General features: G+C 39.1%; 14 protein-coding genes. 5 read left to right on the forward strand and 9 right to left on the reverse strand.

Translation table 11 applies throughout. The features are described from left to right. The first annotated feature begins 2 nt into the window (after positions 1-2). Positions 3-1,334 carry a DUF58 domain-containing protein gene (locus ACEXOE_RS15530; RefSeq protein WP_394749754.1) on the forward strand — a complete coding sequence of 444 codons (1,332 nt, stop codon included), beginning with the start codon at positions 3-5 and terminating at the stop codon, positions 1,332-1,334. Positions 1,335-1,365: 31 nt separating this feature from the next. On the opposite strand, the gene ACEXOE_RS15535 is transcribed toward ACEXOE_RS15530, so the two are convergent. From ACEXOE_RS15535 to mnmA, 3 genes are all read right to left on the reverse strand, one after another. Beyond that, entirely contained in the window at positions 1,366-2,175 is an 810-nt protein-coding gene (locus ACEXOE_RS15535) for a type 1 glutamine amidotransferase (protein ID WP_394749755.1), read from the reverse strand. Between the two features lie 183 nt (positions 2,176-2,358). Further along, positions 2,359-3,300 (reverse strand): NAD(P)H-dependent flavin oxidoreductase, encoded by a 942-nt coding sequence (locus ACEXOE_RS15540; protein ID WP_394749756.1) that lies wholly within the window; start codon positions 3,298-3,300, stop codon positions 2,359-2,361. Positions 3,301-3,341: 41 nt separating this feature from the next. Beyond that, complete coding sequence (mnmA, locus tag ACEXOE_RS15545; RefSeq protein ID WP_394750087.1) at positions 3,342-4,532, reverse strand: tRNA 2-thiouridine(34) synthase MnmA; 1,191 nt, start codon at positions 4,530-4,532, stop codon at positions 3,342-3,344. Positions 4,533-4,742: 210 nt separating this feature from the next. Here mnmA and ACEXOE_RS15550 point away from each other — a divergent pair, with 210 nt between their 5' ends. After that, positions 4,743-6,716, forward strand: a complete 1,974-nt coding sequence (locus tag ACEXOE_RS15550) for a fasciclin domain-containing protein (RefSeq protein ID WP_394749757.1) — start codon at positions 4,743-4,745, stop codon at positions 6,714-6,716. 397 nt (positions 6,717-7,113) lie between these two features. Here ACEXOE_RS15550 and yidC read toward each other — a convergent pair whose 3' ends face one another. The 3 genes from yidC to ACEXOE_RS15565 all read right to left on the reverse strand — a co-directional run bounded on the left by yidC (position 7,114) and on the right by ACEXOE_RS15565 (position 10,957). Next, positions 7,114-8,967, reverse strand: a complete 1,854-nt coding sequence (gene yidC / locus ACEXOE_RS15555) for a membrane protein insertase YidC (protein WP_394749758.1) — start codon at positions 8,965-8,967, stop codon at positions 7,114-7,116. A 67-nt stretch (positions 8,968-9,034) separates the two neighbouring features. Continuing rightward, positions 9,035-10,672 (reverse strand): CTP synthase, encoded by a 1,638-nt coding sequence (locus ACEXOE_RS15560; RefSeq protein ID WP_394749759.1) that lies wholly within the window; start codon positions 10,670-10,672, stop codon positions 9,035-9,037. A 54-nt stretch (positions 10,673-10,726) separates the two neighbouring features. Then, complete coding sequence (locus ACEXOE_RS15565; RefSeq protein WP_394749760.1) at positions 10,727-10,957, reverse strand: DUF3820 family protein; 231 nt, start codon at positions 10,955-10,957, stop codon at positions 10,727-10,729. 126 nt (positions 10,958-11,083) lie between these two features. Between ACEXOE_RS15565 and ACEXOE_RS15570 the strand changes: the two genes are divergently transcribed. Then, the gene (locus ACEXOE_RS15570; protein ID WP_394749761.1) at positions 11,084-11,947 is read left to right on the forward strand and encodes a hydroxypyruvate isomerase family protein; all 864 of its coding nucleotides are present in this window, start codon (positions 11,084-11,086) and stop codon (positions 11,945-11,947) included. A 160-nt stretch (positions 11,948-12,107) separates the two neighbouring features. Continuing rightward, complete coding sequence (locus ACEXOE_RS15575) at positions 12,108-12,665, forward strand: hypothetical protein (protein ID WP_394749762.1); 558 nt, start codon at positions 12,108-12,110, stop codon at positions 12,663-12,665. A gap of 35 nt (positions 12,666-12,700) precedes the next feature. Here ACEXOE_RS15575 and ACEXOE_RS15580 read toward each other — a convergent pair whose 3' ends face one another. The 3 genes from ACEXOE_RS15580 to guaA form a co-directional block, all read right to left on the reverse strand. Next, on the reverse strand, positions 12,701-13,228 hold the full coding sequence (locus tag ACEXOE_RS15580; protein WP_394749763.1) for a DUF922 domain-containing protein: 528 nt from the start codon (positions 13,226-13,228) through the stop codon (positions 12,701-12,703). Between the two features lie 80 nt (positions 13,229-13,308). After that, positions 13,309-15,438: a LysM peptidoglycan-binding domain-containing protein gene (locus ACEXOE_RS15585; RefSeq protein ID WP_394749764.1), complete on the reverse strand. Its 2,130-nt coding sequence runs from the start codon at positions 15,436-15,438 to the stop codon at positions 13,309-13,311. 2 nt (positions 15,439-15,440) lie between these two features. Continuing rightward, positions 15,441-16,973: a glutamine-hydrolyzing GMP synthase gene (gene guaA / locus ACEXOE_RS15590; protein ID WP_394749765.1), complete on the reverse strand. Its 1,533-nt coding sequence runs from the start codon at positions 16,971-16,973 to the stop codon at positions 15,441-15,443. A gap of 331 nt (positions 16,974-17,304) precedes the next feature. Here guaA and ACEXOE_RS15595 point away from each other — a divergent pair, with 331 nt between their 5' ends. Further along, complete coding sequence (locus tag ACEXOE_RS15595; RefSeq protein ID WP_394749766.1) at positions 17,305-17,499, forward strand: hypothetical protein; 195 nt, start codon at positions 17,305-17,307, stop codon at positions 17,497-17,499. Positions 17,500-17,585 lie beyond the last annotated feature (86 nt).

Raw genomic sequence — 17,585 nt, forward strand, 5'->3', positions numbered from 1 at the left:
CTATGCGTTTTTTAAAGTCTTTTTACATACATACGGCTTTCTTTAGATATATTGGGATACTCTCCGCTACCTTTGTTCTCTCGTATTGGATGCCCGTGCTCTACCCCATTGCATGGTTATTGAGTTTCTTGCTATTGGCCCTGTTTCTATTTGATAGTTATGTATTATATGCCATAAAAGAAGGCATTAAAGCAAAACGTCTGCTGCCGCAGAAGTTGTCCAATAGTGATCAAAATAAGATTCATATCACATGTACTTCTAAATACCCTTTTAAAGCATCCATTGTGCTTATCGACGAGCTTCCAATTCAATTCCAGAAACGGGATCTAGCGTACCAAGCGCAATTGATCAAGGGAGAGCCTTACCATTTTAAATATATGGTTAGGCCTGTGGAACGCGGAGAATACTTCTTTGGAAACCTCAATATCTACGTTTCTACACCTTTGCGTATTGCCAAGCGGAGATATACCTTTCAAAAAGATGAAATGGTTCCTGTATATCCGTCCATCATTCAAATGCAACAATTTGATTTTCTGGCCATCAGTAATAAACTCACCGAGATTGGCTTAAAAAAGATTCGCCGTATTGGAAATACCCAGGAATTTGAACAAATCAAGGAGTATATTAAAGGAGATGACTTTAAGACCATCAATTGGAAGGCTACAGCCAAAAAAAATCAATTGATGGTAAACCAATATCAAGATGAGCGCTCTCAGCCCATCTACTCCGTAATTGATACAGGTCGTGTCATGAAGATGCCTTTTAACGGCCTAAAATTATTGGATTATGCCATCAACTCCACCTTGGCTTTTTCCAATGTTGCTCTAAAACGCAATGACAAAACCGGAATGCTTACCTTCTCCAAAACGATAGAAGCTTTCCTTCCAGCCCTGCAAAAGTTGACGTATTTGAATACTATTATGGAAAAGTTGTACAACATTACCACAGAATATACCGATTCTGATTTTGGTCTGCTGTATGCGCATATTAAGCGAAAAATAAATCATAGAAGTTTGCTCCTTTTTTATACAAATTTTGAGCATATTTCTGCTTTAAAACGACAGCTTCCCTACTTAACAGCTATTGCAAAAAAACATGTTCTGGTGGTTATTTTCTTTGAGAATACAGAATTGGAAGCATTAATCTCTACAGATGCTGAAGATTTACAGGCCATTTACCATAAAACCATAGGAGAAAAATTTTCCCATGAGAAACGATTGATGCAAAAAGAACTGCAACGTTATGGAATTCAAACGATATTGACCAAGCCAGAAAATCTCACCATCAATACCATCAATAAGTATCTGGAGATAAAGGCAAGAGGTTTACTTTAATCCGTGTATTGTAGCTACACCCTTATGGCTTTTATTTTGCCACGAGCTTCTTGACTTCTTGTTCCAAGAAAAAATCAAAGAACACATTTACCGTATCAAAAGTGGGGCCTTCCAACACTAGGGCATCCACATCTATATTATTTTTGGAGATGAACTTTCTATCTTGTAAAAAATAGTCATTCCCATCCGTCCTATTAAACTCTGGATGGAATTGAGCGCCCAAAATTTGAGCCTCAAAATTCACATAAGCTTGTACCTCACTGTGGGCATTGCTCGCTAAAAGTTGTGACCCCTGCAGCAACTCCGTTACCTCATCAAAATGGTGCTGCCAAACTTTTTCTTCTTCACCCACTCCCAATAATTCTTTGCCAACTTCGGAAAAGAAAACCTTTCCCCATCCTACTTCAAATCCATTGGGTGAAGATCGTACAGCTTGATCTCCGACCAATGCTTTGCATACCAATTGATGTCCGTAACAAATTCCCATTTGCCATAAGCCTTTAGCCTGGGCCGCTCTTATATAGTCTACAGCCTTAGCCGTAAAAGGGGCCTCCTCGTTAATGGAAAGTGCAGAACCTGTATGGATAATATGGGTAAAATCCTGTTGTATCATATCATTTGGAAAAGATGCCGCAGTATCTATGAAGAAAGAAGAGACTTTAACGCCTTTATCCGACAATCCCTTTCGAATCACCTGGGTTTCTTTTCTATCTACCGAATAATCTAATATCAATACGCTTTTATGTTCTAATTTCACCGTCTTTTGTTCTTCTATTTCCCTAGTCTTCAAAGATACATTATGTCCTTTACATCCCGCATAAAAGAAAAAGACCTTTAACATAAATTAAAGGTCTTTTAGTGCAAAGAAATGCTTTCTTAGTTGGCAGCACCTAAAGAAGGGGTAGCTTCGGACCAATCTCCGGAGGTATTTCCATCCCCATCAAAAACAATACTTGTTCCTACCGCATTTAAGGAAACAAAATCATTTCATGTCCAGATTCCTGCCGCAGTAGGTCTGCACAGATTACCATTGCGGCAGATTGTTTTTGGCCAGTTCAAATTCTTGGATCATATCCTTAACGATGGTTGCGGCAGGTTTAATACTATGAATTAGTGCGGATACTTGGCCAATTTCCAATTCACCTTCTTCCATGTCTCCTTCAAACATTCCTTTTTTGGCCCGTGCGCGTCCCAAAACTGCCTTTAATTCTTCTACTCCTGCCCCATTGCTATAGGCTGCTTGAACATCCTGGAAGAATTTGTTTTTTAGCAAACGTACAGGCGCCAACTCTTTTAAGGTCAAATAGGTATCTCCTTCTCCCGCTTCCACGACTTTTTGTTTAAAGAGATTATGGGAAGATGCTTCATTACTTGCTACAAATCTACTTCCCACCTGCACGGCATCGGCCCCCAAAACCATCACGGCCAGCATAGCTTTTCCCGTAGCAATACCACCCGCCGCAATTAAAGGAATACGAATCTTCTCCTTTACGGCCGGAATCAAGGTCAATGTTGTGGTTTCGTCCCTTCCATTGTGGCCTCCTGCTTCAAAACCTTCGGCAACAATGGCATCAACACCAGCGGCTTCTGCTTTAAGCGCAAACTTTAAACTACTCACTACATGTACCACTGTAATTCCCTTTTCCTTCAAATAGGCCGTCCATGTTTTGGGATTGCCTGCAGAAGTAAATACAATTTTGACTTTTTCAGCAATTATAATATCCATCAATTGCTCAATATCCGGATACAACATCGGCACATTTACAGCGAAAGGACGATCGGTGGCTTCTTTACATTTCTGTATATGTTCTTTCAATATTTCAGGATACATGGATCCGGCACCAATAATACCCAATCCACCGGCATTGGAAACCGCCGAGGCCAATCGCCAACCACTGGCCCAAATCATGCCTCCTTGAATAATGGGGTATTGTATATTAAAAAGTGAGGTTATTCTATTCTGCATATGCTATAATCCTTGGGAAATTTTATATTCTTTCGTTTGTCTTATGAAATTACTCCAGAACCAAGAAGTTCATCACCAAGATGCCATGCTACAAATTGACCTTCGGTAATTGCCGATTGGGGCTCTTCAAAATCTACATACAGTCCGTTATCCACTTTATACAGTGTTGCTTTTTGCAAAGGTTGTCGGTACCGTATTCGGGCCATGACTTCCATGGTCTCATCAACTTCCAGTGCCAAATCTTCACGAATCCAATGCAATTCATCATTTCCAACAAAGAGAGTTCTTCTGTATAGTCCGGGATGGCTTTTCCCTTGCCCGGTGTAAATCACATTTTCATCCACATCTGTGGCAATGACGAACAAAGGTTCCTTGGTGCCTCCAACATTCAAGCCTTTTCGCTGTCCGTTCGTAAAATAATGTGCGCCTTGGTGCTCTCCTACAATTTTTCCATCCGTTTGGCGATATCTTTGTTTTTCAGAAAAAAAAGTAAGTTCTTCCAATTTACTCTGGAAAGTAGTTTGCTTTTTTTGGTATTGTATGGCATTCGATGGTACTTCCACGATGACCCCTTTCTTTGGTTTTAATTGCTGTTGTAGGAACTCGGGCAATCGAACCTTACCAATAAAACAAAGGCCTTGGGAATCTTTTTTATCTGCAGTGATCAATTCATTCCGAGCCGCAATTTTTCGTACCTCGGGCTTCGTAAGTTCGCCAATAGGAAACAGGGTCTTTGCCAGTTGTTCTTGTGACAGCTGGCATAAAAAGTAAGATTGATCTTTATTTCCATCAACTCCGGCCAGAAGTTGATAGGTAAGGCTTCCATCCTCATTCTTTATACTTCCCTTTCTACAATAATGTCCTGTAGCTACATAATCTGCCCCCAATTGAAGGGCAATTTTCATAAAGACATCAAACTTGATCTCTCTGTTGCATAGGACATCAGGATTAGGCGTACGGCCCATTTCATATTCACGAAACATATAATCTACAATGCGCTCCTTATAGACTTCGCTCAAATCTACGGTTTGAAAAGGAATACCTAATTTTTCCGCAACAATAAGTGCGTCATTGCTATCTTCCAGCCATGGGCATTCGGAAGAAATGGTTACAGAATCATCATGCCAATTCTTCATAAAAAGGCCAATCACCTCATACCCTTGCTCTTTTAAGAGATAGGCGGTAACACTAGAATCTACACCTCCGGAAAGCCCGACAACTACTTTTTTCATCATTCAATTTAAAGTGCAAAAATACAAAATTTAAGACGACGAAATATCCATTCGCGCATATGAAAAACTATGGATTTGATAATATAAGTATCCATAACACCCTCCAGATTTAAAGTTTCTGTAACCTATTGTTAAGGATCATTTTATCCGTACGCTAAAATCAAGAAGTATTTTAGAAAAAAATTTGAGCACTAAAAAATCATACTTAAAATGAAAAAAAATTACGGAATGCTACGATTGTTTATCCTATCGTTTACGCTCTTGTTCCTGTCTTGTGGTAAAAATGACGACAATCCATCAGAGCAGGTCCCCAATATTGTCGAATTGGCAGAATCCAAAGATGTATTAGGAAGCTTTGTAGCAGCCATAAATCAGGATCAGTCTGGTCTAAGAAATTTACTATCCGACGAAGGTACGTTCACGGTATTTGCACCATCCAACAATGCTTTCAATCGTCTTTTCCAACAATTGGAGGGATATAACTCTTTAGCCGATTTTGATACTCCTGAGGAATTGGCCCTACTTTCAGAAATCCTACGATATCATGTGGTATCCGGAACAGCCATGGAAAGCGCAGATCTTTCAGGGGCTATGGAAGTAGAAACTTTGCAATCCGAAACTTTAGACATCCGTGTAGACAACAGTATTTTTATTCAGGATAAAAGTAACGATTTAGCAGAAGTAATTGGCACGGATAATATAGCTTCCAACGGTATTGTTCATAGCATAGATAAAGTATTGATACCCCAATCTGTAATCGATGCCCTGGTACCTCCCTTACCCTCAATAGTGGGGATTGTTTCACAGGAAGATCGCCTTAGTCTATTTGAAGAAGCCTTAGTTGCTGCGAATTTAACGGACACTTTGAATGAAGATGGCCCCTATACTATTTTTGCCCCTTCCAATGCAGCTATTGAGCAATTGTTTCAGCTCTTGGGGAGTGATTTCAATAGCTTTGCCGATTTTGATGAAACTATAGAAATATTGATACTTCAAAGGATACTTTCCTACCATGTTCTAGCCACAAATTTAACCAGTGCTGATTTTTCCGAGGGAACACAGCCCACCTTGCGTGCCAATAATACCATTTCCCTGATATCCAATGCCGATCAATTTGTAGTAGGGGATGCGACTTCTACCCCAGCCAATATCGTCGATCAAGACCATCTAGCTTCCAACGGAACCGTTCACATTATTGATAAGATACTCATACCTCAAGAGGTTTTGGACTTCATTGATTTACCTGACACCCCCAACAATACGACTATTAAAGATTTGGTGTCCGCTAATGACGATTTGGAATTTTTGGAGCAGGCCTTGGAAATCACAGGGCTTTTGGATACCCTTGGCGAAGCGGGACCTTTTACTGTATTTGCCCCATCCAATGATTTTCTCACCCGAATACTAGGTCTTGTGGGGATACAATTTACAGGTATCGAAGATTTTGACACCCAAGCAAAAATTGATATTTTAAGGATGATATTACAATATCATATTGCAGCAGAATCTATTTCTTCTTCCGATTTTGCAGAACGCACCATTGCTACCTTACTCCCTGAGGGAACTATTGAAATAATACCTTTAAACAATGGTTTTGCTTTGCAAGATGCCACTGCCCTTCCCGTACAATTTTCAACTACGGATATTCCTGCCAGTAATGGGGTCATCCATTTTGTAGACCGTGTATTGATTCCACAACCATTAATTGATATGATCCGAGAAAGGATAGAAGAAGAAATCAATGAGTTTATTGATTCCCTAGGTGATTTAGACGACCTTACAGCAACCATTATCCAAATTAACAATTTCCTTTTAAACCGTTTAGACGATACTGTTGCCTTTACCCTTTTTGTTCCAAATGATACCGGACTTAGCTCCATCTTTGGGGAAGATAGTCCCATTGATTTTACTTCTGCCGAAGGCGGACGTTTGATCGGTGAAATTTTAGCCTACCATCTCGTTATCGGCGAGCGAATTTTCGCGTCCGATTTTGAGAACGGACAAGAAGTCAACACGGTACAAGGTGAAGCATTGCATATTTCCATTGATGGCAACGAAATACGTATTCAGGATAAAACCAATAGCCCTGCAGTCATTACCTATGCTGACAACGCCATTTTAAATGGGGTTGTACACCAAATCAATAAAGTTCTTCTTCCCGATACGGTCCTTTCTTCTATGTAATCAGGAAAAAATGGTAATGATTTTACAAAAAACCAAGGTCTCTGACCTTGGTTTTTTTATTTCCATTTGTTTTTAGGGTGTCCTATTGAACAATGTTCTTGGGCTACGGTCAATAAGCGCGAGGCTTTCTTTAAAATAAGGGTATTCTATAAACGTTTTCCTCCATGCCGTTCTTGTTATTTTTGTGTTTTTGGGATTGAGCAAACATCGCTCATGTAAGCATTAGCATACAAAAATGCATGCTTGACAACTAATAGTTTGTGCATCCATTAAAAAAGGTCATATTTGGAACCCCAAATCTTACCAAACTCAATCCGATTTATTGCTAAAAAAGCTCCCTAGGAATTCCTAGGGAGCTTTGTATTTTCGTACAAAAGAGTACGTGTATGGTACCTTCTTATCTATTTTTCTTCTGGGCTTCCGCCTGTTCCATCATCTCACGCATCTTACGTTGGAACTTGTTCTCTTTTTTCGGTTTCTTTTTATTCTCTTGAATTTGCGCATGGATTTTATCCTCATCCAAAATGAAGTTCTTAATGGCCAACATGATGAAAATGGTAATTAAGTTAGACACAAAATAGTACAAACTCAATCCACTTGCATAACTATTAAAGAAAACCAACATCATTAAAGGCGATAAGTACATAATGAACTTCATGTTGGGCATCCCAGGTTGGGTCTGCATGTTCTGTCCCGTAGTCATCATCATATAAAAGAAAATCGCTATGGACGCCAGTATGGGAAACAAACTTACATGATCTCCATAAAAAGGAATGGTAAAAGGCAATTGCGCAATGGTATCATAGGACGACAAATCTTCGGCCCACAAAAAGGACTTTTGACGCAGGGCAAATGAAGTTGGAAAAAACATAAAGAGTGCATAAAATATAGGCAACTGAATCAAGGCTGGGATACAACCGCTCATGGGACTTACGCCTGCTTTATTGTACAATTTCATGGTAGCCTGTTGCTTCTTCATGGCATCATCCTTGAATTTCTCTCCCAATTCCGTGATTTCTGGTTTCAATACCTTCATTTTTGCCTGGGACAAATAGGATTTATAGGTCACGGGCGACATTAACAAACGTACTAAAATGGTCATCACAACAATAGCAATTCCATAAGGTAAAAAGGAACTTAAGAAAGCATAGGTTGGTGTAAATACATATCTATTGATAAAACCAAAGATTCCCCAACCAAAGGGAATAGAATCTACTAAGCCCAAATCTTCATATTTGGATAAGACCTCAATATCAGTAGGTCCGTAATACAGATTCATGGCATAGGACAATTCTCCTCCCTGGGCTTCCAAAGGAAGTACAGCAAGGTTTTCTTTTGTAAAGCCTGCCGTTTTACTTTCTTCCTCCACCAAGTTCTTTGAGCTAAGTTCTGCTGTTTTAAAGTTTGTTTTTGTCGCTAAAATAGAACTAAAAAAATGTTGGCGGTAAGAAAGCCATTTCACATCTTCCTCGGTTTCTTCATCATCACTACTTTCGGAAAGCTTACTGATCTTACCTTCATCGTGGTTATACGTCAATCGGGTATACCTGTTCTCATAATTGATACTCTTATTATGACGTATTCCCTTTTGTCTCCATTCCAATGTAATTGGATTGTTGGTATTGATAACCCCATTGAGTCCTTGGGAACGGATGGTGAAATCGATCAAATAATCATCTGGTTTTAACTCATAGCGGTATTCCAAAAATTGATTTCCAGATACCTTGGCCCGCATGGAAAGTACATCATTATCCCCATTTTTTGTTTTTGTGGGTTCAAAAAACAAATCTTTGGTTTGTAGTACTCTATTATCCGAAGTGGAAAAATTTAACCCAAAGGAGGCATTTCCATCTTTCACCAAATATATGGGCACCGAATCATAGGCTACAAATTGTTTCATTTTGGCAGTAATCACCTGCCCTCCTTTATTACTCACCTCTATATAAACCAGATCATTTTCCAAAACTGTAGTTCCTTCCGTAGCTGTAGTAAATCCAAAGGCGCCAATAGTACTTTTGTAATTGGCCACGGCCGTAGAATCTTGAAAATCTATGGTTTTGACAGCAGTATCTAATGAGGTTTCTTTCTGGGATTCCTCTTTTGCCTTTTCAGTTGCCAGTTGTTCCTGTCTTTCTTTTTCTGCTGCAATCTGTTCTGGCGTCTGTTTATTCTGATAGAACATGAAAATCAGAATGGCAAAAATCAATACAAAGCCAATAATAGATTTAGTATCTAATTTGTTTTCTTCCATATGGAGGGACTGTGTTTCTAGTAATTATTTGATTATGAGTACGCAAATATGTGCCCAATTCCATGCTTTATGACAAACTGGCACTTGTCTCCCGTTTTTTATGCTTCAATACTGCCGCCACAAAACCTACGAAAAGTGGATGTGGATTGGCAACGGTACTCTTATATTCTGGGTGATATTGTACTCCTATAAACCAAGGGTGGGCAGGTAACTCAATAATTTCAACCAAACCTGTCTCGGTATTGATTCCAGAGGTAACCAACCCTGCTTTGGTTAATTGTTCCTTATACTCATTGTTAAATTCGTAACGATGTCTGTGACGTTCCGAAATAGAGGTTTCCTTTCCGTACATCGTATATACCAGACTATCCTTGCTAAGCTCACAATCCCATGCCCCTAAACGCATGGTTCCACCCTTATTGGTAATTGTTTTTTGCTCCTCCATTAAACCAATAACGGGATGCGGTGTATTCTCATCCATTTCGGTAGAATTCGCATCATCTAATCCCACAACATTACGGGCATATTCAATGACCGCCATCTGCATTCCCAAGCAAATCCCCAAAAATGGAATTCCCCGTTCACGGGTATATTGTACAGCTTTTATTTTTCCTTCTATTCCACGTTCACCAAAACCTGGTGCCACCAATATACCATCTAAATCTTCTAATTTATCTTCGGTATTGGTTTCTGTGAGATGTTCGGAATGAATGAATACGATATTCACCTTTACTTCATTTACTGCACCGGCATGAATAAAGGATTCCAATATGGATTTGTATGAATCCTGTAATTCCACATATTTCCCGATCAAGCCAATTTTTACATTGTTTTTAGGGTGCTTGTGTTTTTGTAAAAACTCATGCCATAGTTTCAAATCCGGACTTGTGGGGTCTGGCAAGGCCAATTTCTGCAATACTACAGTATCCAAACCTTCTTGTTGCATCAATACAGGAACATCATAAATGGTAGATGCATCAATAGATTGTATGACGGCATCTCTTTTTACATTGCAAAAGAGAGCCAGTTTCTGCTTTATTTCATCGGAAATTTCATGCTCGGTCCTACAGACCAGCACATCTGCTTTAATTCCACTTTCCATCAATGTTTTTACGGAATGCTGGGTGGGTTTTGTTTTCAATTCCCCCGCCGCAGATAAATATGGGACCAAGGTTAGGTGAATCACAATGGCATTGTTATCGCCCAATTCCCATAACAACTGCCGTACAGCTTCTATATACGGTAGGGATTCAATATCCCCTACAGTACCTCCTATTTCTGTAATGACAATATCATATTCTCCACTTCTCCCCAATAATTGTACGCGTTCCTTGATTTCATTCGTTATATGGGGAACCACTTGAACGGTTTTCCCAAGAAACTCTCCCCTACGCTCTTTTTCAATGACACTTTGATAAATTCTACCAGTAGTAACATTATTGGCCTGAGACGTAGTAACATTCAAAAAACGTTCATAGTGTCCTAAATCCAAATCGGTTTCTGCGCCATCATCCGTTACATAACATTCACCATGTTCATACGGATTTAATGTACCCGGATCAACATTAATATAGGGGTCCAATTTTTGAATCGTAGTTCTGTGACCACGAGCTTGTAACAATTTCGCCAAGGAAGCTGCAATAATTCCTTTTCCAAGAGAAGAGGTAACCCCACCGGTTACAAAAATATATTTGGTTTGTGGCATGAAGCGTTCGATTGAATTTCTAACGCAGGCAAAAATACAAATTGCCAGAAGATATTATAAGGATTCCAAAGGAAAATCTTTTTGAATTTTTCGAATTAGCGGCTCTAATCCGTTCATTTTTATTTCCAAAATCGATTTTAACATTACTCCCAATCGTCCCTTAGGGAAGCCTTTCTGTTGAAACCAGTTTAAATACGGTTCTGGTAAATCTACCAAATATCGATCTTTGAACTTGCCAAAAGGCATTTTGTAATGCGCCAAGGCAATCAGTTCTTTTTTATCCATACCTACTTTCATTATACAAAAATGAACAACTCTAGAAGAACAAAAAATTAAATGTATTTTTTACACTTAAATTTCATTCCTATCGCTAAAACATATATCTTTAAAAGGTCATTAAACATTTGGGATATGAAACGCAGAACATTTATCAACACTTCGGCAGCAGCTTCTGTTGGCTTGCTTGCGTGCAACACTGCAACCGCCACTGATAAGAAGCAAGAAGTTTTTAAACTAAAACACAATATTAACCACAGTGTTTGTCAATGGTGTTTTGGTCACCTTCCCCTAGAGGAGTTTTTGAAAATTCTTCAAGATTTGGGCATCAAAGCCATTGATCTTATAGGTCCTAAAGACTGGCCCACGCTGAAAAAATATGACATCCATTGTTCTATGTGCAATGGTGCGGAAATTAGTTTAACAGAAGGATGGAACGATCCCAAATATCACAAAACCCTTATTGCCAACTATCTGGATATTATCCCCCAGGTAGCAGCAGCGGGCTACACCAATCTTATCTGCTTTAGTGGAAACCGAAGAGGTATGGATGACGCTACGGGATTGCAACATTGTGTGGATGGGCTAAAACAAATTTTGCCCTTAGCCGAAAAGCATGGTGTCATTATACACATGGAGCTCTTCAATCAAATTGACCATCCGGATTATATGTGCGATACTTCTGCTTGGGGCGTAGCCCTCTGTAAAGCGTTAGGGTCCAATAATTTTAAATTACTCTACGACATTTACCATATGCAGATACAGGAAGGCGATATTATTCGCACCATACAAGAGAATCATACCTATTTTGGTCATTATCATACGGCAGGCGTTCCTGGAAGGCACGAAATTGATGAAACACAGGAATTGTACTATCCGGCCATCATAAAGGCTATTGTAGCTACTGGTTTTAAAGGATATCTGGCTCAAGAATTTATCCCCACCTGGGAAAATAAAGTCGATGCCCTTAAAAAAGCCTTCACGATATGTGATGTCTAATCTTCTTTTTTAAATAATTCTTCCTTCGCAGCGCATAGGAAAGATCGGTTTACATGTTCGGACACGTATGGACTTGTCCGATAAAAGGCGTTTTTTTATATCATCTTGCGGTCTCATTTTCTAATTACAGCTTTGTAGTTAGTTATAAAACCATATTAAGATGAACGTATTGAAACATCCATTTGCCTTGTTCCTAGCTATTAGTTTATGCCTAATTTCCTGTTCTAAAACAGATGATGATAGCCTTCCTGAAGAAGAAATGATGGAAATGAGTGAACCTCCTGTAGAGAACCAACAATTTTCTGCCAAGATCAACGGTGAAACTTTTACGCCCCCCAACGATTTTGTAACTGCTACTGTGGCTACCGAATCGGAGTTTTATGCTATTGGGATAGCTGCAGCCGGTCCTACTTCCTCCACTACAGCCAAAGGGATTGTTCTTGCTATGACCGGATTCAATTTTGATACTTTGGAAGCTGGAATGACCTGGAGTTTACCCACAACGGAAAGCCCTTTGGACGGTGCTACCGCTGCTTTTGGGCAAGGGAATTTGGAAACAGACGAAATTCAAGAAATATTTGTGAGGCTTACCAATATCGATAGAGTACAGCGAACAATCTCAGGTGAATTTGAATTTGTGGCTTTGGATGAGGAAACCAATAGGATATATACGGTAACGGACGGCCTATTTAGGAATGTGGTATATGATCTAAATTAAAGCTTTTTCCTATTGCGAAAAGGTCCAATGCCTATTTATTGCAGTGCTTTATTTATTTTCTCGACCCATAACAATTGTTGCTCCCTGTTTCTAGAGAAATTCGTAGCCCTATCATACTCTCTCTGATATGCTTGAAGTGCTTTTATAGTGCTTTGGTATACTTGACGTATTTCTTTTTTTACATTCTTGGAAAATGTCATTTTTGAAAGTTGTGCTCTCATTTTCCGGGCAAAGAGTTCTGCTATATCAAAATGCAATTGTTCGTGGCTCAATATAAGATCACTGGATAAGCTCGGTTTATACCAAGACTCATTGGGGTAAAAAAAGGCATTTACTTCATAGTCCACTACAGTATTTCCCCGGCTGTCCATTTGGGCAGAAAAGCCATAACTGATTCCACTTGCAGTGGTCGCAGCAGCATCAGAATTATTTTGCGGTGCACCTTTAAAGTCGGTCCAAACCAGTTTTCTGCTTGCACTCCAAGGTATCTCTTCTTCTTGGGAAAAACCAATACTACAAATCAGTAAGAGTATCCCAAATCCTATATTTTTTAGTGTACGCATGAACCTAGCATATGCTATTGAATACTTCTCATCTTATGGGATTCCAAGTAGGGCCTTTCTTGTATACCCATTAAAAAATATTATTTTATTTCTTTAATGTGCATTTCCTCAAATTTCATGATATAGGATGCCTTATTAAAATACCCTGCATTAAATTCTTTGCTATATTGAAATTTGTGCCCTGTATATTCCGTTTCCCCAATGGTCTGGGAAGCTTCAAAAAGATTGTTTTTATAGGCCAGTTTCAACAAGAGATCATAGGTAATATCAAAACCACGGATGGCATATTTGTCTGGTTCCGAGCCAAACCTCGCTGTATATCTTTTTACAAATCCATCGTTCCCCACTTCTCTATAAGGGGAAGGATAAGAGAAATTTAAATTGGAAAGATGGGAGGTAGAGACTGCATTATTATCCTCAAAAGCTCTATTCTTATTGGTCGTAAGCATTCTAACCTTGATTTCTTCGGTATTCGATGAATTCAAAATGGAACTTATACTGGATACAATATTACTTTTCATTGTTTCTACAAAAACCCAATTTTCATTTTGCTCCGAGAGCAATAATTCAAATTTATCACGATCAATGGCTATGTTCTTCTCTTCCTCGATAAGCTCAATGAGTTTTGCATCCGGAAATTTCTGTTTGATCAAACTGGCTACTTCCTTATTTTCTTTATCCGCAATGACAATTATATTTTCAGAAGTACGATGTTCTGCAATATAATTCAACATTTTTTCCCGTAGTACTTGGGTATCGGTTATAGGAAAAAATACGTTTCTAAGATTGGCACTACTTTTTGAAGCCAAGGGAGTAATCACTGGAATTTGATAATTCGCAGCCATTTGTGCTACTTCCGGCAAAAATTTGGAATCTAGAGGGCCAAATATGGCACTGACGTTTCTAAGGTCTGTATTCGACAAAATTTCCCTCGTTTTTGCTGCATTCTTTTCGGTGTCAAAAGTGGTGACATCCACGGAGATTCCCAACTTGGCTATAGAGTCTATAGCTACAAGGGCCCCGGTATATAGTCCCAAACTGATTTTGATATCATTGCGATTCTCAATAAGTTTCTGTGTTGCTTTCCTATTTGCCGTATTGATCTTGTCCAATCGGAAAGGCAGCATAAAGACCAATTTTGGCCGATTTGCCACATCTATACTATCCAATAGGTTAATACGATCTAGAATTAAGGCATCCTTAACTTCAAAGTCGCCCACTTGATCTTTTGGAATCTTTAAAATCATGCCCGCTTTAAAGCCATCTTTTATTGCCGGATTCAAGGCCAGGATTTCTTCATAGGTCATTCCAAATTTTCTAGTCAGTCGAAATTCATTCTGCTTTGGCTTCACCTGGTAGAAAATGTAATTGTCCGTATTTATAGCTCCGAAATCCGTTTTCTTCTGTGGAATACGAAGGACCATACCTTCCTTTAACCCTCCTCGTTCCACAATTTCGGGGTTCAACTTCATCAATTCATCTGCAGTAACCCCAAATTCTTTTTCCAATCGGTAAAATCCAATCTTCGGAGGTACGGTGTACGAAGTATACAATTGTGTCTCTGTGTTTTCTACAGAACTTCCGGCTATCTTAGGCAATTTTAACTCCGCTCCTTCTGCAAGATCACTGTTTAGCTTAGATAACTGGGGGTTTAGGGCCAGAAGGCTATCCATAGTAATATTACGGGTATGAGCAATACTCCAACGTGTTTCTTTAGCCTTTACAATATACGTTTCATAATCTTCTTCATTGATCGTATGCTCTGCTTTTTTAACACGTTTGTATTTAGGAATCTTCAGCACCATGCCCCTTTTTAAACGAGAGGCGTACAATTTGCTATTATACCGTTTTAATTCTGCTTCCGAAATTTTATAGCGTTGGGTGATGCTATACAGTGTTTCCCTTTTTCGTACTCTATGTTTCCCAAAACCAACAGGCTCTTCCTGATCTTCTTTTTCTGCAGAACTATCTGCCGCACCAGTGGCTGAAGGAATCACTAAAATTGTATTGGGACGTAAACTATCTCCTTTTTTAAGCTCTTTATTGTAGGTCAGGATATTGTCTACGCTAAGATTGTATTGGCGGGCAATGCCTTCCAAAGTTTCGCCGTTCTTTACTTTATGCGTTTTATATTGCTGCCCTATTGCTACAGAACAGCTTAGCATACTAATAACCAACGTTACAATAAAAATCTTGGGCACTCTGCTCATATTTATTCCCATTCTATGGTAGCCGGAGGTTTTGAACTAATGTCATATACGACCCTATTTACTCCTTTTACCTTATTAATTATTTCATTCGATGTCTTCTGCAAAAATTCATAGGGTAAATTTACCCAATCTGCAGTCATTCCGTCCGTACTCTCCACTGCTCGTAAAGCTACGCATTTTTCATAAGTCCGTTCATCTCCCATAACCCCTACACTATTTACGGGCAAAAGCATGGCTCCGGCCTGCCAAACCTTATCATAAAGGCCATTTTTTTTCAATCCATTGATAAAAATGGCATCTACATCCTGTAAAATGGCCACTTTTTCTGGAGTAATGTCCCCCAAAATACGTATAGCCAGACCTGGTCCCGGAAAAGGATGTCTTCCCAATAACGCTGGATCTATGCCCATACTTGCTCCCACTCTTCTCACCTCATCCTTAAAGAGCATTCGCAACGGTTCTACAACCTTTAATTTCATATAATCTGGCAAACCGCCTACATTATGATGGCTCTTAATTGTTGCCGATGGACCTCCGGTTGCAGAAACTGATTCTATAACATCAGGATAAATGGTCCCTTGAGCCAACCATTTAGCATCCTCTACCAATTGGGATTCATCATCAAAAACTTCAATAAAGACCCTTCCAATGGTTTTACGTTTTTTCTCCGGATCGCTCTCTCCTGCCAAATTATCCAAAAAACGTGCCGAAGCGTCTACTCCTTTTACATTGAGTCCCATTCCTTGGTACTGTTCCAAGACATCATTAAACTCATTTTTACGCAGAAGTCCGTTGTTTACAAAAATACAATGGAGGTTCTTTCCTATGGCCTTATGCAACAAAATAGCTGCAACAGAAGAATCAACACCTCCGGACAATCCGAGAATCACTTTGTCATTTCCAATCTTTTCCTTCAACTCCTTTACCGTAGTATCCACAAAGGAATCTGGCGTCCAAGTTTGGGCAACCCCTGCTATATTAACTAAAAAATTTTGCAATAATTGTTTTCCATCCGTAGTATGATACACTTCGGGGTGAAATTGTATGGCATAGGTATCTTCATCGGCTATCTTATATGCAGCATTTTCCACATCATGCGTACTTGCCAAAAGCACCGCTTTTTCGGGCAATGTCTTGATAGTATCACTATGGCTCATCCATACTTGACTTCCTACTGTAATGTTATTCAAGAAAGCAGCTTCTTGATCTACAAAAGAAAGGTTGGCTCTACCGTATTCCCTTGTATTGGATGGCGCTACATTTCCACCGTTGAAATGTGCTATGTATTGGGCCCCGTAACAGACTGCCAATAAAGGTTTCTTTCCCTTAATTTCCGATAAATCCACATGAGGGGCATCTTCCGCTCGCACAGAGAAAGGAGAACCTGAAAGAATAACGGCTTTGTATGACGAAATATCTTCAGGAAGATGGTTATAGGGTTTAATTTCACAAAAAATATTAAGTTCCCGTACTCTTCTAGCGATGAGTTGTGTATACTGAGAACCAAAATCTAAAATTAGGACGTTGTTTTGCATGGGCAAAAATAATCAAATCAACGTTTTGGGAAAACTTCTAAAGGAATATTTATGGAAAGGTTTTCAACAGAAGTAAAAACGTCTATTTAGCAGCGATTACGCATAAGTAATCCATACATCCCTTAAGCTAAAGGCCGCTGAAAATTGCATTTAAAATGCCTACCATTTCAGAAAATAGATAGGCAAAGAAGAAGAGATTTACATGCATTAACTTAAACTATTTCTATACAGTTGCAACATATTTACATACAGAATATATAAAATAATGGGTAAGTGGAATTTGCATAGCACAAAAAAGTATTTTTAGTCTTCACTATAAAAATGTAAAATCATGAAGAAAAAAGAAACTACAAGGCTACATTTATTAAAAGAAAAAGTAACCGTACTTACAAGGGTTACAGATTTGATCAAGGGTGGAGATGACACCACGCGACCCGCAGGAAGGGATACTACACGTCCTAATAGGAGAGATACTACACGTCCAAGCAATCTTAACACGACCAATACTTGGGCAACCCTAGGATAAAAATGGGTGTATTATAATGGTTTACACCCCACACTATGGTCCATGCCATCTATAAACGAAGAAAGTCTGGGAACCACCCCGGAAAA

This window comes from Spongiimicrobium salis, assembly GCF_043678055.1.
Lineage (GTDB): Bacteria > Bacteroidota > Bacteroidia > Flavobacteriales > Flavobacteriaceae > Spongiimicrobium > Spongiimicrobium salis.